The organism is Bradyrhizobium sp. NBAIM03 (assembly GCF_020194055.1).
Lineage (GTDB): Bacteria > Pseudomonadota > Alphaproteobacteria > Rhizobiales > Xanthobacteraceae > Bradyrhizobium > Bradyrhizobium yuanmingense.
Genome location: NZ_JADYVS010000004.1, coordinates 71,521 through 91,069, shown reverse-complemented (window position 1 = coordinate 91,069; position 19,549 = coordinate 71,521). Strand labels below are relative to the sequence as shown.

Sequence of the window (19,549 nt, the reverse complement as noted above, 5' to 3'; positions counted from 1 at the left end):
AACGCCCCCTCCAAGCCCCCAAGAAGAGGTTAACGATGGTCAATCGCATGCAATTCTACATCGACGGCGCCTGGGTCGACCCCGCCGTCAAGAAGTCCACCGCCGTGATCAATCCGGCGACGGAAGAGGCGATGTACGAGGTTGCGCTCGGCTCCAAGGCCGACGTCGACAAGGCGGTTGCCGCCGCCAAGCGCGCTTTCGAGACCTTCTCCCAGACCAGCCGCGAGGAGCGCGTCGCGCTGCTCAGCAAGGTCATCGAGGTCTACAAGGGCCGCCTCAAGGAGATCGGCGCCGCCGTCTCCGACGAGATGGGCGCACCGCTGCCGATGGCGGAGAAGCTGCAGGCCGGCGCCGGCCTCGGCCATCTCATGACCACGCTCGACGTGCTCAAGAACTATCATTTCGAGGAGCCGGTCGGCACCGCCATGGTGCTGCGCGAGCCGATCGGCGTGGTCGGCATGATCACGCCCTGGAACTGGCCGCTGAACCAGATCGCCTGCAAGGTCGCGCCCGCGCTCGCCGCCGGCTGCACCATGATCCTGAAGCCCAGCGAGTTCACGCCGACCTCGGCGCTGATCTTCGCGGAGATCCTCCATGAAGCCGGCGTGCCCAAGGGCGTGTTCAACCTCGTCAACGGCCTCGGCCCCGAGGTCGGCGCCGCCATGAGCGAGCACCCTGATATCGACATGATCTCCTTCACCGGCTCGACCCGCGCCGGCATCGACGTCGCGAAGCGCGCCGCGCCCACCGTGAAGCGCGTCAGCCAGGAGCTCGGCGGCAAGTCGCCGAACGTCATCCTCGAAGGCGCCGACCTCACGAAGGCGGTGACCGGCGGCGTGATGCACATGTTCAACAATTCCGGCCAGTCCTGCAACGCGCCCTCGCGCATGATCGTGCCGCTGTCGAAGATGAAGGAAGTCGCCGCGATCGCGAAGGCCGTCGCCGACAAGACCAAGGCCGGTGATCCCCGCGCCGAAGGCACCACCATCGGTCCCGTGGTCAATCGCGGCCAGTGGGACAAGATCCAGGGCCTGATCAAGAAGGGCATCGACGAGGGCGCAACGCTCGTTGCCGGCGGTCCTGGCCTGCCCGAAGGCGTCAACAAGGGCTTCTATGTCCGCCCGACCATCTTCGCCGACGTCACGCCTGACATGACGATCGCGCGCGAAGAGATATTCGGGCCGGTGCTGACCATCATCGGCGCCAAGGACGAGGCCGACGCGGTCAAGATCGCCAATGATACGCCCTATGGCCTCGCCGGTTACGTCACCGGCCCGACGGTCGAGGACGCCAAGCGCGTCGGCCGCCAGATCCGCGCCGGCAACGTCAACCTGCAGGGCGTACCCAACGACCGCACCGCGCCGTTCGGCGGCTACAAGCAGTCCGGTAACGGCCGCGAATGGGGCAAGTTCGGCCTCGAGGACTTCCTCGAAGTGAAGGCCGTCGCCGGCTTCAACGCGGCGTAGTTGATACGGCGCTTGCGCCGCGAGGGGATGCCGGCTTCCAGGGAAGCCGGCATCTTTGCTGTGAGACCAGCCGCTTTACGGCGACAACAGCCCGTCAAATCAAGAAAAGCAAAGGGACGGAACGTGAGAAAACTGATCATCGCATTCGTTGCGCTGCTGGCGCTGTCAGGCGCTGCGCAGGCCCAGACGGTGAAGGATCTGCTCAACACGCTCAGGGCGAAATGGAACGAACCGACCGAGCCGGTCAAGATCATCGACAACGTCTACTATGTCGGCACCAACGGCCTCGCGTCCTACCTGATCACATCGCCACAGGGACATATTCTGGTCGATACCGTGATGCCGGAATCGACGTCGCAGATCAGGACGAGCATCGAGAAGCTCGGCTTCAAGATCAGCGACATCAAGTATCTCATCAACACCCACGCCCATATCGACCACACCGGCGGCTTCGCCGAGTTGAAGCGGGCGAGCGGCGCGCAGATGGTCGCGGGCGAGGCCGACAAGCCGTTGCTCGAAGGCGGCTATTATCCGGGTGCGCAGGAGGAGAAGGCGCTCGACTTTCCGCCGGTGAAAGTCGACCGCACGGTGCGTGAGGGCGAGAACGTCGCGGTCGGCAGCGTCACGCTAACGGCGCGCGAGACGCCCGGCCATTCGCCGGGCTGCACCAGCTGGGCATTCTCGGTGAAGGATGGCGATGCAACACGCTCGGTGTTGATCTTCTGCAGCGGCACCGTCGCGCTGAACCGGCTTGTCGGCAGGCCGACCTATGCCGGCATCGTTGACGACTATCGCAAGACCTTTGCGCGTGCCAAGGACATGAAGGTCGACATCCTGCTGGCTCCTCATCCCGAGATGTACAAGATGGCCGAGAAGCGCGCCAAGCTCGCCGGCGGCGGACCCAATCCGTTCGTCGACCCGGGCGAGTTCAAGGTCTATGCGGCATCGCTGGAAAAGGCGTTCGAAGAGGCGCTCGTCAAGCAGACCGCGGCGGTACAGGAGAAGAAGGGGTAGAGGCGGTCGGTGGTTGGGCGCGCTGTATGTAAAACCTATCCCCCCACAGCACCTTGCGTGTTCACATACAGCGCGTAGATCGACTGGCTCGCGGCCATGAACAGGCGGTTGCGCTTGACGCCGCCGAAGCAGACGTTGGCGCAGCGCTCGGGCAGGGCGATGCGGCCGATCATGACGCCGTCGGGCGCGAACACCACGACGCCATCGAGCTCGGGATCGCCCATGCCCCAGCCGCACCAGAGATTGCCGTCGATGTCGCAGCGCATGCCGTCGGGCGTGCCCGGCCCGGCATCGATATGGACGCGCTTGTTTGCGATCGTGTTGCCCTCGGGCGAAACGTCGTAAGCGAGGATCTTGCGGTTGGGCACGCCTCGCGATTCCACGACATAGAGGATCTTCTCCTCCGGTGAGAAGCACAGGCCGTTCGGTCCGAGCACGCCTTCGGCGACGATGGTCGCCTTGCCGGTATCGGGATCAAGTCGATAGACGTTGGGATCGATCTCGGGCTCGGCCTTGTAGCCCTCGTAATTGCCGAGCAGGCCGAAGGTCGGGTCGGTGAACCAGATCGAGCCGTCCGATTTGACAACGACATCGTTCGGCGAGTTCAACCGCTTGCCGTTGAATTGATCCATCAGCACGGTGATGCTGCCGTCATACTCGGTGCGCACCACGCGCCGGCCGCCGTGCTCGCAGGTGACGAGCCGGCCCTGCCGGTCTCGCGTGTTGCCGTTGGCAAAATTCGAGGGCTTGCGGAACACGCTGACCGCACCGGTCTCTTCCTCCCACTTGAGGATGCGCTGGTTCGGGATGTCGCTGCACAGGAGATAACGCCCATCGCCGAACCACACCGGCCCCTCGGCCCAGCGCAGGCCGGTCGCCAGCCGCTCCACCGCCGACAGTTTCAGCCAGTATTTTTCGAAGCGGGGATCGAGCGCTTTGATCGCGGGATCGGGGTAATAGGTCGCCGGCCGCCAGCCTGGCCGTTCCTCCGTGTGGGACGATGCCTCATTCATGCCGGTTCTCTCGTTTCGTTCCCTCTGGACAATCCTGCTATCATTAGAGACACGTGATCGCAAATTCGGTCACCAACGGCGAGGGACGACATGCCGCGTATTCTGATGACGGGAGCTTCGGGCGGGATCGGCACCAGCCTGCGGAAGCTGTTGCCGCCGATCTACCCGGATCTCCTACTGTCCGATATCAAGCCACCGGCTGATCTCGGCCCCGATGAAAAATTCAAGGCCGCGGACCTCGCCGACCTCGCGCAATGCGAGGCGATCTGCGAGGGCGTCGACGGCATCCTGCATTTCGGCGGTTATTCGGTCGAAGGCACCTGGGATCAGATCCTCCAGGCCAACATCATCGGCGGCTACAACCTGTTCGAGGCGGCCTACCGCAAGGGCGTCAAGCGCGTGGTGTTCGCCTCGTCGAACCACGCCGTCGGCTTCTATCCGCGCCATCACAAGATCGGCACCGACGTTACCCCGCGCCCCGACGGCCGCTATGGCGTCAGCAAGGTGTTCGGCGAGGCCGTCGGCGCGCTCTACGCCGACAAGCACGGGATGAAGGTGACGTGCCTGCGCATCGGCAATTTCGGCGACATGCCGCTGGACAAGCGCCGGCTCTCGATCTGGCTCAAGCCGGACGATCTCGTGCAGCTCTGCCGCATCGGGCTCGAGCATCCCGACATCCATTTCGAGATCTTCTACGGCGCCTCTTTCAACGAGCGCGCCTGGTGGGACAACCACCGCGCCTACGAATTCGGCTATCGCCCCACCGGCCGCGCCGAAGATTTCCGTGAGCACGCCATGGCCGAGCAGGCCAAGCTGAAGCCGGACCCGGTCGGCGACTATTTCCAGGGCGGCACGTTCTGCAGCATGGAGTTCGACGCTGATCCGGATCGTGTGATCGACTGGAATAAGCGGTAGAGATCGTTCACCGGCCGAGCGTCAACAGCGGCTTGCCGGTCTCGACAATGTAGGTCGCAAGCTCCGCGGCGTTGCCGCTGCCGACATTCTTCACGGCATGATGCACTCCGTGAGGAATGAGCAGCACGTCGCCGGCCTTCAGGATGACGGGCGGTCTGCCGTCGAGCCGATATTCCAGCTCGCCTTCGATCAGATAGACGAGTTCTTCGCCCGGGTGACTGTGCCTGACGGCAACGATGCCCGGAGGAAAGTCGACGCGAACCTGGACGACCTCGCGCCCGGGCGCACTGAGTGCTTCCTTCATGAGATGTGTGCGCTTGATGTCTCCCAGTCGCGGCTCTTCGGATCGCGCCGAGAGCGAGGCCAGGCTGGTTGCGGCGATCAGCGCCGCCGCAATCATGATCCCAGGTTTCGTCATGTGAATGTCCTTTCGACTTGTGCAGGATGTTGTCGGGAACACGTCAGCCGGTGGCAGCCGCCGGCGTTGCGCGAAAGCTGATGGCCATGCGGTTGTAGGCGTTCATCAGGCTGATCGCGATCGTGAGGTCCACGAGCTCACGCTCTTCGAACACCGCGCGTGCGGCCTGGTATGCCTCGTCGGGCACGCCGGTCTCGGCCACCCGTGTCACCGTCTCCGCCCAGGCAAGGGCAGCCTGCTCGCGTTCGTCGAAGAGATTGCCGGCCTCGCGCCATGCCTGCAGCAGCGCGATCTTCTCGACCTTCTCTCCCTTCTTGAGCAGGTCGCGGGTGTGCATGTCCAGGCAGTAGGCGCAATTGTTGATCTGAGAGATCCGCAGATAAACCAGCTCGATCAGCGTGGCGGAAAGCTGGCTCTGCAGGACGTAGCCGTAGACGCCGCCGAGCGCCTTGATGCCTGCCGGCGCGATCTGGTTGTAGTCGAGACGCTTGCTCATGTTTCTCTCCTTGACGGTCATTCTGCTGAACGGCGCGGCGCTGGTCAGATCCTTCTCGCTGCTGTCGACGACGAACACTGCGAGCAGCGCGAGCCCCGCCGAGGATGAATCGTATTTTCATGGCGGGGCTCCTGTTTCGACTTTGGTTGTTGCTGTGGCTGAGCTCTCACCTGCGGATGACAGCCTTCAGCGAGTCCGTGAACACCCAGAAGGAAGCGGCGAGCAGGCCGACGTCCTTCAGCAGGAACTGACCCGGAGCGACCGTGATCGCGGGGACCCCGAGCTCCGGCACGACGACGCCGGGCGTCGAGATCATGAAGCTCAGCGTGGTGAGGAACAGCCCGGCCGACAACAGGCCGCCGGCCGCGGAGTAGATCGGGCTGGACAGGCGGAGCGCGATCAGAAGCCCGATGCTGAGTTCGACGAAGCCGAGGAAGGTCGAGAAGCCGCGCACCGAGAACAGCGTGTAGAACCATCGCAGCAGCGGACTGTTCTCGACCAGGGGTACGAGTCCCTGTGCTTCGTAGTCGGTGAATTTCATCCCGCCGAACCAGGCGTAGATGATTGCGAGCGAGGCGTAGAGACCGATCCGGCTGATCGGTTCGGCGTAAGCGAGCAGGCGTTCAGACTGTTCGCGCCAACTGATCGTGCGACGCAGGGCGATGGATAAGGTGGACGATTGGCTGATGATGCGTGACATGGTGATCTCCGTTTGATGCCGGTTGTTCGCTCACGCATTCACGTGCGTGTGCAGGTTGTAGCGAGGGGCGGGAATAGTGCTCGAGAGCTTGTTCGTCATGGCAAGCCGCGCGCTCTCGTGGCGATCCCACTCCGACTTGTCGGCCAGCGCCGGGATCGTCACGACTTCGCCGAGGTCTAGACCGGCGAGCGCGGCGTCGACCAGGTCGTCGGCCGACATGACGATCTCTGCCGGAAGCTGGTGAACCGGCGTGCCCGCGATGTCCCAAAACTCCGTCGCAGTGGCGCCCGGCAGCACGGCCTGAATGCGGATGCCCTTCCCGGCGAGCTCGTGAACGAGTGACTGGGTGAATGCGAGCACGAAAGCTTTCGAGCCGCCGTAGACGCCGTTGAGCAGCTCCGGCGCGATCGCGACGATGGAAGCGATGTTGATGATCGTGCCGTGGCCGCGGGCGATGAATCCGGGCACCGCTGCGTAGGTCAGGCGCGTCAGTGCACCGACGTTGAGACGGATCATGTCTTCCATCTTGTCGATGTCGGAATCGATCAGCGGGGCCGAGGCGCCGACGCCGGCGTTGTTGACCAGCACCGAAATGTCGCCGTTGGTTCTGATGAGTTGCTCGACGCGGCGGAGGTCGGCAGGGGATGTGAGATCGGCTTCCACCGTTTCCACCTTGCGGCCAGTTTCGTTGCCGAGCCTGCGCGCGAGCGATGCGAGCCGCTGCCTGTTGCGCGCAACGAGGATGAGGTCGTGGCCGCGCTTCGCCAGGCGATCGGCGTAGATCGCGCCGATTCCGGTCGAAGCTCCGGTGATGAGGGCAGTGCCTGTTCTGGTCTGGGTCATTTTCGTCTCTCCTTCGGTTTGGGTGCGGAGAGGAATAGGCACTTCCGGAAATGGTGGGTATCTGGCAAAATCGGGATCTTTCCTTCCAGAATATGGAAGTGTCCCATGGATCGTCTCGAAAGCATGTCGGTGGTCCTGGCGGTGGCGGAGGCGGGCAGCCTGTCCGCCGCCGCGCGCCGTCAGAAAATGCCGTTGGCAACGGTGAGCCGGAAGGTTTCGGAGCTCGAGGAGCACCTCCAGACCAAGCTGTTTCATCGCTCGAGCCGCGCGCTCGTCCCAACGGACGCCGGTCGCTCCTACATCGCCGCGGCCAAGCGAATTCTCGCCGATCTCACCGAAGCCGAGCGCGTTGCCTCCGGCGAATACACCACGCCGCGTGGTGATCTCAGCATCACGACGCTGGTCGCGCTCGGTCGGCTATGCTTGCAGCCGATCCTGGCCGAGTTTCTTGCGGCATTTCCGGAGGTGGATGTTCAGCTCATCTTGCAGGACCGGACGCTCAACCTTCTGGACGAGAACATTGACGTCGCGCTTCGTGTCGGCGATCTCGCCGACAGCGGCCTGATCGCCGTGCGCGTGGGGGAAATTCACCGCGTCGCCTGCGCCAGCCCGTCCTATCTGAAGCTGCGGGGAACGCCGAAGGCTCCCGATGATGTCTCCGCCCACGACTGCATCAGCTATCCTCCGCTTCAATCGCCGGGCACGTGGAGATTCAAACGAGGGCAGACCGAGTATGCAGTGCCGGTTCGGTCGCGCTTCATTGCAAGCAATCTGGAATCGGCCATCGATGCCGCGCGCGCAGGCATCGGGATCACCGTCGTGTTCTCCTATCTGGCGTCGGATGCGCTGAGGTCTGGAGAGCTCGTTGCGGTCCTGCAGGACTTTCAACCGCCGCCGCAGCCGGTCAGCTTCGTCTACTCGCCCAACCGCTTCATGCCGGCGAAGCTGCGAGCGTTTCTCGACTTCGCAGGGCCGCGCCTGAGGGCGCGCTTGGCCGACAGTCCCGGCAACGTTGCGCCGCGGAGGCCGCGGGCGTAACTGCGGGCCCGCACATCAGAAATGCAGGTTGAGCCGCAACAGCGCCTGGTGCCGCTCGAACTGATCGAGGTTGAGGCTGCGAACGTCGCCGATCGCCTGGCCGGCAACCTGCATCTGCCAGGTGCCGGAGATGCCGACCTGCTTCGAGATGTTGTAGGAGAAGGTTGGGCCAGCAAAGACTGCGTCTCCCAAAAAGCGGTCGAGGCCGCCGCCGTCATAGGCCCGCGCGTAGCGTACGCCGAGGCCGAGCACGAGGTCGGGATGCACTGCGTACGAGATCGCGGCCTGGAGCTGCATCTCGGAATCGTGTCGCCAAAGATTGGTTAGGGTCTCGCGGGTCCCGCCGGTCCCGTACCAGACGTTGAAGGCGGCGAACAGCCTGTCCTTGACCAGCTCGCGATCGAACAGGGCGGCAAATTCTGCGCCGTATTGCGCGATGTGCATGCCGCTGCCATCGTCGATCCGGCTCCAGCCGGGCTGCGCATGGAGAGTCAGCCCAAAGGGCGCGACGGCACGATCGAGCAGCTTGTAGCGCAGTTCGAGCGCCACCCCGCCGAAAGCGAGGTCGCGATGATCGGCAAGTCCCGGAACGCCATTGATGTGATGTCCGGTCAGTGCAAATCCTGGCGCGATCCGGAAGTTGTCCGAGACCGTGTATTTGACCTGATTGAGATTGGCCCAGGCTGCGTAAGTGCCGGAGCGCTTGCCGAATGCGCCGACATTCTCGAACTCGATCTCCATTTCGCCGGGCTTGCCGATGTCGGAGCCCATGCTGAAACCGAAGATGTGCTCCGTGTCGATCTCCGAATGAGCCGACGGCAAACCTCCCGTCAGCTTGCTGACGCCGGGGGCCGGTGCGGAGCCGGGCCAGGCATAGGCGAGGCCGCGTGGACCGTCGTCGGCAGAGGCGGAGACGCAACTCGCCAGATGACCGGCGACGACAATTGCGGCCGTTATTGCGCCCCGCAAGCTCAACTTTCTCAGCACGACATCCACCAACCCGCGCGAACCAAGGACACTGATCGACGCAGGGAGCTTGGTTCACGCGCAGCCCCTGCGATTGCAAGTCATTCGCAAGAACAATTCCACAGAATGGCCGGCCGTGCAACTACTTGCTAATCATTCTTAGTTGCGTTCAATGCAATTCACTTCGGCTGGGCGGCGGGTCGGGTCCGATCCACGCTGGAGAGGCTGGAAACGGGAGATTCCCTGCGCGTTCGGCGCCGTCCCGTGCGGCAATGCCGCGCGGTGCTCAGGAGTGCCAGAAACCAAGCGTCAGGCCTGCAAGTCGAGTTATTGACAATCAGGGCGCTGGCCTTACCACCACGACAAAAGCTGAAGGGAGCGCCCTGATGACGAGTGGCTTGCGCAAGGGTCTGACGAGCTATGGCGATGCCGGTTTCTCGCTGTTCCTGCGCAAGGCGTTCATCAAGGCCATGGGCTATTCTGACGACGCGCTGGAGCGCCCGATCGTCGGCATCACCAACACCTATAGCGACTACAATCCCTGCCACGGCAACGTCCCTGACATCATCGAAGCCGCCAAGCGCGGCGTGATGCTGTCGGGCGCGATGCCCTTCGTGTTCCCGACCATCTCGATCGCGGAGAGCTTTGCGCATCCGACCTCGATGTACCTGCGCAATCTGATGGCGATGGACACCGAGGAGATGATCCGCGCCCAGCCGATGGATGCGGTGATCGTGATCGGCGGCTGCGACAAGACGCTGCCGGCGCAGGTGATGGCCGCGATCAGCGCCGACCTGCCGACCGTGGTCATCCCCGTCGGGCCGATGGTGGTCGGTCATCACAAGGGCGAGGTGCTGGGGGCCTGCACCGATTGCCGCCGCCTCTGGGCGAAATATCGCGCCGGCGACATGGACGATGCCGAGATCGAGGCGGTGAACGGCCGGCTGGCGCCATCGGTCGGCACCTGCATGGTGATGGGCACGGCCTCGACCATGGCCTGCATGATCGAGGCGATGGGCCTGTCGCTGCCGATGAGCGCGACGATTCCCGCGCCGCATGCCGAGCGCTTCCGTCTCGCCGAGGCCAGCGGCAAGGTTGCCGCGGAGATGGCCAAGACCAAGGGTCCGAAGCCGAGCGAAGTGTTGACGCCGGCCTCGTTTAGGAACGCGCAAGTCGTGCTGCAGGCGATCGGCGGCTCGACCAACGGCCTGATCCATCTCACCGCAATGGCGCATCGCTCGCCGCACCGGCTCGACCTCGCAGCGTTCGACCAGATCGGCCGCGAGGTGCCGGTGCTGGTCGATCTCAAGCCGTCCGGCGAGCATTATATGGAGCACTTCCACCACGCTGGTGGCGTGCCGAAGCTGCTGGCGCAGCTCGGCGATCTCGTCGACCTCGATGCCAAGACCATCAGCGGCCAGACGTTGCGGGAGATCGCGGCGAATGCGGAGGACGTGCCGGGCCAGGATGCGATTCGTCCGCGTGATAATCCGATCAAGAAGGAGGGCGGCCTCGCCATCCTGCACGGCAATCTCGCCCCGCGCGGCGCGGTCATCAAGCAATCCGCCGCCAGCCCGAAGCTGCTGCAGCACACCGGGCGCGCCGTCGTGTTCGAATCCGTCGAGGACATGACCTTGCGGGTCGACGATCCCGATCTCGACGTCAACGCCGACGACGTGCTGGTGCTGCGCAACGCCGGCCCGAAGGGCGCGCCGGGCATGCCGGAAGCCGGTTATCTGCCGATCCCGAAGAAGCTCGCGCGCGGCGGCATCAAGGACATGGTGCGCATCTCGGATGCGCGCATGAGCGGCACCGCGTTCGGCACCATCGTGCTGCACATCACCCCGGAATCCGCCGTCGGCGGGCCGCTGGCGCTGGTTGAGAACGGCGACATGATCCGCCTCGATGTGGCCAAGCGCAGCATCGAGCTCTTGGTTGACGCCGCCGAGCTGGAGCGGCGCCGCGCTGCGTTGAAGCCGGTGGCCGCGCCGGAAGAGGCGCGGCGCGGCTACGCCTGGCTGTTCAACGAGACCATCCTGCAGGCCGACGAGGGCTGCGATTTCGACTTCATGCAGAGGAATGGCCCCGCGAAGGGCTGAGCCACCGACCGCAGGGATATCGCATTTGAGAGCTTTCCCTGCGGCCATCCTTCGAGACGCCCGCTTTAGGCGGGCTCCTCAGGATGAGGACGGAGTGCGCGGCTACAGTTTCAACGGGCGCTGACGCTGATTAGCCTCATCCTGAGGAGGCGCGTCAGCGCCGTCTCGAAGGATGAGGCGTGCGCGCAGGCCGCCGCCACAGGTCATATGCGATAGCCTCGGCACCGATCGTTTGGCCGCTACTTGCTCTTGCTCGTGAACTTCTTCACGGCGGTGCGGAACGCTTCCGTGTTCATCGCCATGATGATCTTGTGCTCCTCGGCATCGAGCTGCTGCTTCACCGGCGTGGTCGCCGCTTGATAGACCAGCTGCTTGGTGCCGGCGATTGAAGCCGGCGGGTTCTGCGCGAGACGCTCGGCAAGTTTTCGCGTCGCGGTCTTCAACTCGGCCGCGGGGACGGTCTTGGCAACCAAGCCCCATTCATAGGCCTGCTGCGCGGTAAAATTATCCTCGGCGAGAAAGATCTGCAGCGCCCGGCGGGAGCCGACCGTGCCGACGATGCCGACCGTCGAGCCGCCGTCCGGCGACACCCCGATCTTGGCATAGGCCGGCGTGAACTTGGCATCGTCAGCGGCGATGCAGAGATCGGTGACGAAGGCGAGGCCCATGCCGGCGCCGGCGGCCGAGCCGTGCACGCTCGACAGCGAGATCTTCGGCATGCGCCTGATGATCTCGATGAAGGCGTGATAGTGCTTCAATAGCTCGCCGACGACGGGCGTCACCGTGCCGGCTTCGGCGGCGGCCCCGATCGTCTGCAGGTCGCCGCCGGCGCAGAACGCGCGGCCTTCGCCTTCGAGCACCACGACGCGGATGTCGTCGGCGCCTTCGATATAGGTTGCGAGCTGCTCGAGCTTCTGGGCAATCGCAAGATCGATCGCGTTGAATGCGGCAGGGCGGTTCAGCGTGATGGTCGCGATCGGGCCGTCGACCTTGAGCAGGGCGGGATCGTCGGGCTTTGAGACGGGAGCGGTCATCTTAAATTCTCCGGCAGGAGGTCGAGGCTCGAACTAAATCGCAGAAGGGCAGGGGTGACAATCCCCGAACCACCGCTCTTGCGCCGGGCGGAACGATAGGCTCAAATGGAGCCGCTTTCGCCAAGGGACGGACACGAGCGCCGGCTCCTCGCAAGGCCAGCAAGCAAAATCAGCGAGAGAGGAGGCGGCATGGGTCACGCTCGTGTCTTCCGGAAATGGGCTGTCCGATGACTGGCCCGGTGATCATCGTCGGTGCCGGCCATGGCGGCTACCAGATCGCGGCATCGCTGCGCCAGGCCGGCTTTGCCGAGCGCATCTGCCTGATCAATGACGAGCCGCATCTGCCCTATCAGCGGCCGCCGCTGTCCAAGGCCTACATCAAGGGCTCCGCGGGCCCGGAGAGCCTGATGTTCAGGCCTGAGAAGTTTTACCAGGACCAGAGCATCGAACTGATCGCCGGCCGCGCCGCCTCGATCGACCGCGCCGCGCGTAAGGTGCATCTCGCATCCGGCGAGACGCTGGACTATTGGCACCTCGTGCTGGCGACCGGCGCGCGCAATCGCCTGCTCGATTTGCCCAATGCCAATCTGCCCGACGTGAAATATCTGCGCATTCTCGATGACAGCGAGGCGCTGCGCGCGATCATGCCGTCGAAGACGCGCGCCGTGATCATCGGCGCCGGCTTCATCGGCCTCGAATTCGCCGCGACCGCCCGCATCAAGGGCCTCGAGGTCGACGTGCTCGAGCTCGCCCCGCGTGTGATGGCGCGGGCGGTGACGGCGGAGGTCTCCGAATATTTTCAGGCGCGCCACCGCGAGGCCGGCATCCGTATCCATCTCGGTGTGCAGGCGACCTCGATCGAAGCCGAGGCCGGCAAGGTCACCGGCGTGTCCTTGAGCGACGGGCGGCATCTGCCGGCCGACCTCGTCGTGGTCGGCGTCGGCGTGCTGCCGAACATCGAACTCGCGGCCGAGGCAGGGCTGCCGGTCGCCGCCGGCATCATCGTCGATGAATATCTGTCGACGGCTGATCCCAACATTTCGGCCATTGGCGATTGCGCGCTGTTCGCAAGCCCGCGCTTCGGCGGATCGCTGCGGCTGGAATCGGTGCAGAACGCCACCGATCAGGCCCGCTGCCTCGCAGCAAAGCTGACCGGGGATAAGAAACCGTACGACAGCCATCCCTGGTTCTGGAGCGATCAGGGCGACGACAAGCTCCAGATCGCGGGGCTGACGACCGGCTACGACCGCGTCGTGCTGCGCGGCGATCCCGCCAAGAAGGCATTCTCGGCGTTCTGCTATCACGGCGACAAGCTGCTCGGAATCGAATCCATCAACCGCGCCGGCGATCACATGTTCGGCCGGAGATTGCAGGCTATGGACCGCTCCATCACGCCGGAGCAGGCCGCGGACGAGAGCTTCGACCTCAAGAGCGCGCTGGCATGAAGTTCTTCTCCCTCTCCCCGTTCTTACGGGGAGAGGGCTGGGGTGAGGGGCTTTCTCCGCGCATAGGATAGCAGTCGGACTCGCGGAGAGTCCCCCTCACCCGGAATTTGCTCTCGCAAATTCCGACCTCTCCCCGCAAGCGGGGAGAGGCGAAGAGGCCTCTACAGTATCGCCGCCACTTCCGCCCCCGTCGGCATCGACGGTCCGGCGCCCATGCGCTGCACGCTGATCGAGGCGGCGGCATTGGCGAACGTCAGCGCCTCACGCAACGGCGCGCCATCAGCGAGTTGCGCGGCGAGCGCGCCGACGAAGCAGTCGCCGGCGCCGGTGGTGTCGAGTGCCTTCACCACACGGCCGGCCACCGAGATCTCCTCGTGCCCGGCGAGCGCGAGCACGCCGCGCTTGCCGAGCGTGACGCAGATGGTCTGGTCCTCGCGCGCCTGAAGTTTTCGCGCGACATCGATGATGCGGCCGGCCGCGTCGCTCTCGGAGAGCTCAACGCCGGCGAGGAAGCCGAGCTCGGTTTCGTTCAGCACGAGGATGTCGACCAGCGCCAGCAGCTCGCCCGGCATCTTCTGCGCCGGCGCCGGGTTCAGCACGGTCACTGCCCCCGCCGCGCGGGCGCGGTGGAAGAAGGCAGCGATCGTCGGCAGCGGAATCTCGAACTGGCTGACGGCGACGTCGCCCTTCAGCAGCGGCACGACCTTGACGTCATCAGCGCCGACCAGCCCGTTCGCTCCGGGAACGACGACGATGGTGTTGTCGGCCTCGGCCACCGTGATGATGGCCGTCCCGGTGTGCGCCTCGGCCATCTCCACGACATAGCCGAGGTCGATGCCCTGGTCGCCGAGAAAGGCCTTCAGCTCAGCGCCCAACGAATCCCTGCCCAGCCGCCCGATCAGCGTGGTCCGCGCCCCTAACCGCGAGGCCGCGACCGCCTGGTTCGCGCCCTTGCCGCCTGGGAAATACAGGACCTGGCGGCCGGCGACGGTCTCGCCGACGCGCGGATGGCGATCGGCCGTGGCCACCACATCCATGTTGATGCTGCCGGCAACGAAGACCCGCCCCATCTCTTTCTAGACCCTGACCTCGAACTCGTGCCTGACCTTGGCGATATCGACCAGCGTCGGCAAGCCGGCCTCGTTGCCGAGGCGCTGGATCTTGTAGGTCGAGGCGGCGCGGGCAAAGTCGAAATGCTCGCGCCAGCTTTTGCCGGGATGGGCGAGGTAGGAATAGACATAGGCGCCGTGGAAGACGTCGCCAGCGCCGTTGGTGTCGATCACGCGCTCGCGCGGGATCGGCATCGCCGGCATCACCTGCACCGTCCCGGTTTCGTCGTACCAGAACAGGCCCTTCTCGCCCATGGTGACGCCGCCGATCTTGCAGCCGCGGCTCTTGAGATAGTCGAGCATCTTCTCCGGCGTCAGATCCATCTGCTCGCACAGGCGCTCGGCGACGATGGCGACGTCGATGAATTCCAGCAGCTCATGGGTGTTGGTGCGCAGGCCGCCGCCGTCGAGCGAGGTCAGGATGCCGGCCTCGCGGCACACCTTGGCGTAGTGGATGGCGGCATCCGGCTGGTGGCCGTCGACATGCAGCGCGCGGCAGCCGCCGAGATTGAGCATCGGAAAGGGGTGGATGTGCTCGTCGTCGCGGCAGCGGACGATGGCGCGCTTGCCGTCCTTGGGCATGATGAAGGAGAGCGAGGACTGGTTGACCTTGCGCCCATGCAGCGAGATGCCGTACTTCGCGCACATGTCCTGGAACATGCGCCCCAGCCAGTCATTGGCTGCGGTCGCGATCAGGTCCGGCACGATGCCGAGCTTGGCGCAGCAGAACGCCGCCGTCACCGCATTGCCGCCGAAGGAGACCGCGTAGTCACGCGCCACGTGCTTCTCGTCGCCGGTCGGCATGTGGTCGGTGATGAAGACGACGTCGATATAGGTCTGTCCGATGAAGAGAGCCTGCATTGCTTGTCCGTGATGCGCTTGTGGTCCCGGCCGGCGAGATTACTCTAGCACCGGTTCCGCTCCGGAGGGACGCTGAAATTATTCGCAAAACTGCCGCCCGAAGCGCTTGAGGTCAGCATGGTCCGGGAATACGACCATCACTGGCCTATGCCAAGCCCGGACAAACGCCGTCTTTCGCTCCCGGGGTTCCCCGTCCACAAAAAGGGTGCAGAATGATCACCGGCCTCGATCACATCGTCGTTCTCGTAGGCGATATCGGTGCGGCCAAGGCGGCCTATCAGACGCTGCTCGCCCGCGCGCCGGCCTGGCAGAACTCGGGCGAGGGCGCCGACCGGGTGCTGTTCACCCTCGACAACATGACCATCGAGCTGATGGCCCCTCACGGCTTCAGCGTCACCGCCGACCGCATGCGCGCACTGCTCGGCGACCAGGAAGGCATGCTCGCCAGCCTGTGCTTTCGTGTCGCCGACATCGGCAAGATGCACCGCCGGCTGGAGCGGGTGGCCCTGAGGCCTGATACGGTCGCCGAGGTCGAGAGCAGCGACGCCGCCACCGACGCCGTGCTGCACTGGAAGCGCACGCGGGCCGCCACCGAGCTGACGCGCGGCGTGCGCATGTTCTTCCTGGAGCTGGCCGACGAGCGTCCGAAGTCCGCCGTGACCGACATCGCGCCGATCGAGGGGCTCGACCACGTCGTTGTCACCACGGAGGATTCCGAGCGCGCCGCCGCGCTCTACGGCGCCCGGCTCGGCCTTGATCTCGCGCTCGACCGCTCGCACCAGGATTGGGGCCAGCTGATGTTCTTCCGCTGCGGCGACCTCATCGTCGAGGTGGTGCGCCGCCCGGTCGCGGGCGGCGATGCCGCGCATGACCGGCTCTGGGGCCTGAGCTGGCGGGTCGGCGACATCGACGCCACCCGCGCCCGCCTGATCGCGAGCGGACTCGACGTCTCGGAGGTCCGCACCGGCCGCAAGCCGGGGACGCGCATCATGACCGTGCGCAACGGCACCTGCGGAATCCAGACCGTGCTGCTGGAGCGTTCGCCGAAGCCGGTGGAGTGATTCTGTCATTCCGGGGCGATGCGTAGCATCGAACCCGGAATCCATTTCGCGGCTGACTCTGCCGCCCAATGGATTCCAGGCTCGCGCCAAGAGGCGCGCCCCGGAATGACGAACATTCTCAAACTCACGCTCGCGTGCTACACGCGTCTTGTCGGCACCCAGCGAGCACCCGGTTTGGCGAAGGCAAAGCGAACTCTGAAATGGCAGCGTGACCCCGAGGGGATGCGGCTGCGCATTCTCGAAGCCGCCAAGCAGGAGTTTTCCGCCCATGGCCTTGCCGGCGCGCGCGTCGACCGCATCGCCGCCAAGGCCGGCGCCAACAAGCGCATGCTGTACTATCACGTCGGCAACAAGGACGAGCTCTATCTCGCGGTGCTCGAAGGCGCCTATGACAAGATCCGCAGCGAGGAGCGGGGGCTCGACCTCGAACATCTCGATCCGCCCGAGGCGATCCGCCGCCTGATCGAGTTCACCTGGAACTACTTCCTGCGCAATCCCGAATTCCTCTCGCTGCTGCAGACCGAGAACCTCGCGCGCGCCAAGCACCTGAAGAAATCGACCAAGGTCAAGTCGATGCACTCGCCCTTCGTCGAGATGATCCGCACCGTGGTGCGCCGCGGCGTCGACAGCGGCGACTTCCAGGTCGCGGTCGACCCCGTGCAGCTCTACATCTCGATCGCAGCGCTCAGCTTCTTCTATCTCTCCAATTCGGCAACGCTCAGCGTGATCTTCGGCCGCGATCTCCTGGACAAGAAGGCCAAGGAGGAGCGGTTGGCGCATATGGTGGGCCTGGTGCTGGCCGCGCTGACGGGGCAATCCGCGGCGCTGTTCGAGATCGCGAAGACGCCGAAGTCGCGCGCCGCGGTCGTGCAGGCGGTGTAGCCCGTAGCCATGATGGGGCGCCTTGCTCCGTCATTGCGAGCGCAGCGAAGCAATCCAGACTGTCTCCGCGGAAAGATTCTGGATTGCTTCGCTGCGCTCGCAATGACCACGTGGAGGCGCGTGCACCTCACTCCGCTCCCGTGCCCCGACGCAGCGCAGCAACGCTTACATTGCAGCGCGTCCGGGACACGGAAGGCGATAGTCCCGTCCCCAAAAGCTCCCGGAACCCCGAGCACAAAACGTCACAGGGAAAGCTCTGGACAGTATTTATCCAACGGGTTAATTTCTCCCCATAACGAAGAAGACTGCCGGGAGTGAAAATTGGCCGAGCCGAAGCCGCAAAACGCTGTTTCCAAGCTGCTGAATGCAGCCTGGGTTCGGCCGTTCTTGTTCCTGGTCTTCATCGTCGTCGCCTGGGATCTCGCGATCCGGCTGTTCAGAATCCCCGCGTACCAAATCCCGGCGCCGCTCGACGTCGTCGCCGTGCTGCGCACCGAATGGCCGGAGCTGCTGCGGCAGTCCTGGCCGACCACCTATGCGACCGTCTGCGGCTTCCTGCTGTCGGCACTGTTCGGCATTCCCGTCGCGATGCTGATCGCGGGTTCGAAGACGGTGGAAAGCTACGTCTATCCGCTGCTGGTGTTCTCGCAATCCGTGCCCAAGATCGCGATCGCCCCGCTGTTTGTGGTGTGGTTCGGCTTCGGCATCATTCCCAAGGTGATCTCGGCGTTCCTGCTCGGCTTCTTCCCGGTCGTGGTCTCCGCGGTGCAAGGCTTCAAATCGGTCGATCCCGATATGGTCGATCTCGCCCGTGCCATGCAGGGCAGCCGCCTGCAGGTGTTCCGCGCGGTGAACCTGCCGCATGCGCTGCCGGCGATCTTCTCCGGTCTCAAAGTGTCGGTGACGCTGGCCGTGGTCGGCGCGGTGGTCGGCGAGTTCGTCGGCTCCAATTCCGGCATCGGCTACGTGATGCAGCGCTCGATCGGCACTTTCGACCTGCCGACGATGTTCGCGGCGCTGGTGATCCTGGCGCTGCTCGGCGTGGTCCTGTTCTGGATCGTCGACCGGGTCGAGAAGCTGGTCATTCCCTGGCATGTCAGCCAGCGCGAGGACGTGATCTTTGCATCCTGACTAAAGCAACGAGCGGCCACCAACGGCCGACGCAACCAACGGCAAGGGAGAGAAACGATGAAGCGGTTGATTGGAGCTGCATCCTTAGCACTGATGGCGTTCGCAGCCATGCCGGCGCAGGCAGCCGACAAGGTCGTGCTGATGCTGAACTGGTACGTCTATGGCGAGCACGCGCCGTTCTATTACGGCAAGGCCAAGGGCATCTACGCCGCCGAAGGCATCGAGCTCGAGATCCAGGAAGGCCGCGGCTCGGCTGCGACCACGCAGGCGGTTGCCGCCAAGACCGCGGACTTCGGCTATGTCGACGTCCCCACCATGATGCGCGCCGCGATCAAGGGCGCGCCCGTGGTCGCAACCGGCGTGCTGCTGCAAACGAGCCCGATGTCCGCCATGGGCTTCGCCGACAAGAACATCAGGAAGCCTGAAGACATCAAGGGCAAGACGGTGGCGATCACGCCGGCCGATTCCATGACGCAGATCTGGCCGCTGTTCCTGAAGAAGACCGGCCTGAAGGAAAGCGACTTCAAGACCGTCGCCGGCGACGGCCAGACCAAGCTCAACGCCGTCATCAACGGCCAGGCGGATCTGTTGCTCGGCTACGTCATGGATCAGTCGATGAAGATCAAGGACGCGACCGGCAAGGATGTCTATCCGATCAAGTTCGCCGACTACGGCATCAACATGGTCTCCTCGGGCGTCATCGCCAACACCGACTACGTGAAGGCCAATGCGGACCTCGTCCGCCGCTTCATGTCGGCGACGACCAAGGCGGTCGAAGCTGCCGAGAAGGAGCCGAAGGCGGCGGCGCAATCGATCCTCGATGCCAACCCCAAGGGCGGCAAGATCGACACGCTGACGCAGGGTTTTGAGCTGACCATCCCGCTCTACCGGACCGCGGAGACCAAGGGCAAGCGGCCGTTCCAGGTCACCGACCAGAACATGACCGAGACCGTCAACCTGCTGGTCGAATATGGCGGCCTCGATGCCAAGGCCAAGGAGAACCCGAAGGCCTTCTACACCAGCGATTACCTGCCGAAGAGCGGCTCGTGAAACCTGCG

Annotated in this window: 19 protein-coding genes; 10 read left to right on the top strand and 9 right to left on the bottom strand. The window is 64.5% G+C overall.

Going from position 1 to position 19,549, the window contains the following annotated elements; all coding sequences use genetic code 11:
- The first annotated feature begins 35 nt into the window (after positions 1–35).
- Positions 36–1,466, top strand: a complete 1,431-nt coding sequence (locus I6F21_RS07295) for an aldehyde dehydrogenase family protein (RefSeq protein WP_128263508.1) — start codon at positions 36–38, stop codon at positions 1,464–1,466.
- Between the two features lie 123 nt (positions 1,467–1,589).
- Complete coding sequence (gene bla / locus I6F21_RS07290; protein ID WP_225139610.1) at positions 1,590–2,480, top strand: subclass B3 metallo-beta-lactamase; 891 nt, start codon at positions 1,590–1,592, stop codon at positions 2,478–2,480.
- 35 nt (positions 2,481–2,515) lie between these two features.
- On the opposite strand, the gene I6F21_RS07285 is transcribed toward bla, so the two are convergent.
- Positions 2,516–3,493 carry an SMP-30/gluconolactonase/LRE family protein gene (locus I6F21_RS07285; protein WP_225139609.1) on the bottom strand — a complete coding sequence of 326 codons (978 nt, stop codon included), beginning with the start codon at positions 3,491–3,493 and terminating at the stop codon, positions 2,516–2,518.
- Positions 3,494–3,583: 90 nt separating this feature from the next.
- On the opposite strand from I6F21_RS07285, the gene I6F21_RS07280 reads away from it, so the two are divergent.
- Positions 3,584–4,408, top strand: coding sequence for an NAD(P)-dependent oxidoreductase (locus I6F21_RS07280; protein ID WP_057027024.1), 825 nt, complete (start codon positions 3,584–3,586; stop codon positions 4,406–4,408).
- Positions 4,409–4,415: 7 nt separating this feature from the next.
- Here the strand turns inward: I6F21_RS07280 and I6F21_RS07275 are convergent, their stop codons facing one another.
- The 4 genes from I6F21_RS07275 to I6F21_RS07260 form a co-directional block, all read right to left on the bottom strand.
- Positions 4,416–4,826, bottom strand: coding sequence for a cupin domain-containing protein (locus I6F21_RS07275; protein WP_225139608.1), 411 nt, complete (start codon positions 4,824–4,826; stop codon positions 4,416–4,418).
- 43 nt (positions 4,827–4,869) lie between these two features.
- Positions 4,870–5,322, bottom strand: a complete 453-nt coding sequence (locus I6F21_RS07270) for a carboxymuconolactone decarboxylase family protein (protein ID WP_225139607.1) — start codon at positions 5,320–5,322, stop codon at positions 4,870–4,872.
- Positions 5,323–5,488: 166 nt separating this feature from the next.
- Positions 5,489–6,022 carry a DUF417 family protein gene (locus tag I6F21_RS07265; RefSeq protein ID WP_225139606.1) on the bottom strand — a complete coding sequence of 178 codons (534 nt, stop codon included), beginning with the start codon at positions 6,020–6,022 and terminating at the stop codon, positions 5,489–5,491.
- Between the two features lie 30 nt (positions 6,023–6,052).
- A complete protein-coding gene (locus tag I6F21_RS07260; RefSeq protein ID WP_036004628.1) occupies positions 6,053–6,865 on the bottom strand; it encodes an SDR family oxidoreductase in 813 nt (270 codons plus the stop codon).
- Positions 6,866–6,970: 105 nt separating this feature from the next.
- Here I6F21_RS07260 and I6F21_RS07255 point away from each other — a divergent pair, with 105 nt between their 5' ends.
- Positions 6,971–7,903 carry a LysR family transcriptional regulator gene (locus tag I6F21_RS07255; RefSeq protein WP_109144533.1) on the top strand — a complete coding sequence of 311 codons (933 nt, stop codon included), beginning with the start codon at positions 6,971–6,973 and terminating at the stop codon, positions 7,901–7,903.
- A 15-nt stretch (positions 7,904–7,918) separates the two neighbouring features.
- Here the strand turns inward: I6F21_RS07255 and I6F21_RS07250 are convergent, their stop codons facing one another.
- Entirely contained in the window at positions 7,919–8,890 is a 972-nt protein-coding gene (locus tag I6F21_RS07250) for a transporter (protein ID WP_225182999.1), read from the bottom strand.
- 365 nt (positions 8,891–9,255) lie between these two features.
- Here I6F21_RS07250 and I6F21_RS07245 point away from each other — a divergent pair, with 365 nt between their 5' ends.
- Positions 9,256–10,968, top strand: coding sequence for an IlvD/Edd family dehydratase (locus tag I6F21_RS07245; protein ID WP_225139604.1), 1,713 nt, complete (start codon positions 9,256–9,258; stop codon positions 10,966–10,968).
- A gap of 239 nt (positions 10,969–11,207) precedes the next feature.
- Here I6F21_RS07245 and I6F21_RS07240 read toward each other — a convergent pair whose 3' ends face one another.
- On the bottom strand, positions 11,208–12,002 hold the full coding sequence (locus I6F21_RS07240) for an enoyl-CoA hydratase/isomerase family protein (protein ID WP_036004639.1): 795 nt from the start codon (positions 12,000–12,002) through the stop codon (positions 11,208–11,210).
- A 227-nt stretch (positions 12,003–12,229) separates the two neighbouring features.
- On the opposite strand from I6F21_RS07240, the gene I6F21_RS07235 reads away from it, so the two are divergent.
- A complete protein-coding gene (locus tag I6F21_RS07235; protein ID WP_036004678.1) occupies positions 12,230–13,447 on the top strand; it encodes an FAD-dependent oxidoreductase in 1,218 nt (405 codons plus the stop codon).
- A gap of 161 nt (positions 13,448–13,608) precedes the next feature.
- Here the strand turns inward: I6F21_RS07235 and I6F21_RS07230 are convergent, their stop codons facing one another.
- The gene (locus I6F21_RS07230) at positions 13,609–14,517 is read right to left on the bottom strand and encodes a ribokinase (protein ID WP_109144532.1); all 909 of its coding nucleotides are present in this window, start codon (positions 14,515–14,517) and stop codon (positions 13,609–13,611) included.
- 6 nt (positions 14,518–14,523) lie between these two features.
- Positions 14,524–15,417 (bottom strand): sugar kinase, encoded by an 894-nt coding sequence (locus tag I6F21_RS07225; RefSeq protein WP_057027031.1) that lies wholly within the window; start codon positions 15,415–15,417, stop codon positions 14,524–14,526.
- 212 nt (positions 15,418–15,629) lie between these two features.
- Here I6F21_RS07225 and I6F21_RS07220 point away from each other — a divergent pair, with 212 nt between their 5' ends.
- The 4 genes from I6F21_RS07220 to I6F21_RS07205 all read left to right on the top strand — a co-directional run bounded on the left by I6F21_RS07220 (position 15,630) and on the right by I6F21_RS07205 (position 19,541).
- The gene (locus I6F21_RS07220; protein ID WP_225139602.1) at positions 15,630–16,478 is read left to right on the top strand and encodes a VOC family protein; all 849 of its coding nucleotides are present in this window, start codon (positions 15,630–15,632) and stop codon (positions 16,476–16,478) included.
- 174 nt (positions 16,479–16,652) lie between these two features.
- Entirely contained in the window at positions 16,653–17,360 is a 708-nt protein-coding gene (locus tag I6F21_RS07215; RefSeq protein WP_193375190.1) for a TetR/AcrR family transcriptional regulator, read from the top strand.
- Between the two features lie 321 nt (positions 17,361–17,681).
- The gene (locus I6F21_RS07210; protein ID WP_036004651.1) at positions 17,682–18,491 is read left to right on the top strand and encodes an ABC transporter permease; all 810 of its coding nucleotides are present in this window, start codon (positions 17,682–17,684) and stop codon (positions 18,489–18,491) included.
- Positions 18,492–18,548: 57 nt separating this feature from the next.
- Positions 18,549–19,541, top strand: coding sequence for an ABC transporter substrate-binding protein (locus I6F21_RS07205; RefSeq protein WP_109144529.1), 993 nt, complete (start codon positions 18,549–18,551; stop codon positions 19,539–19,541).
- Positions 19,542–19,549 lie beyond the last annotated feature (8 nt).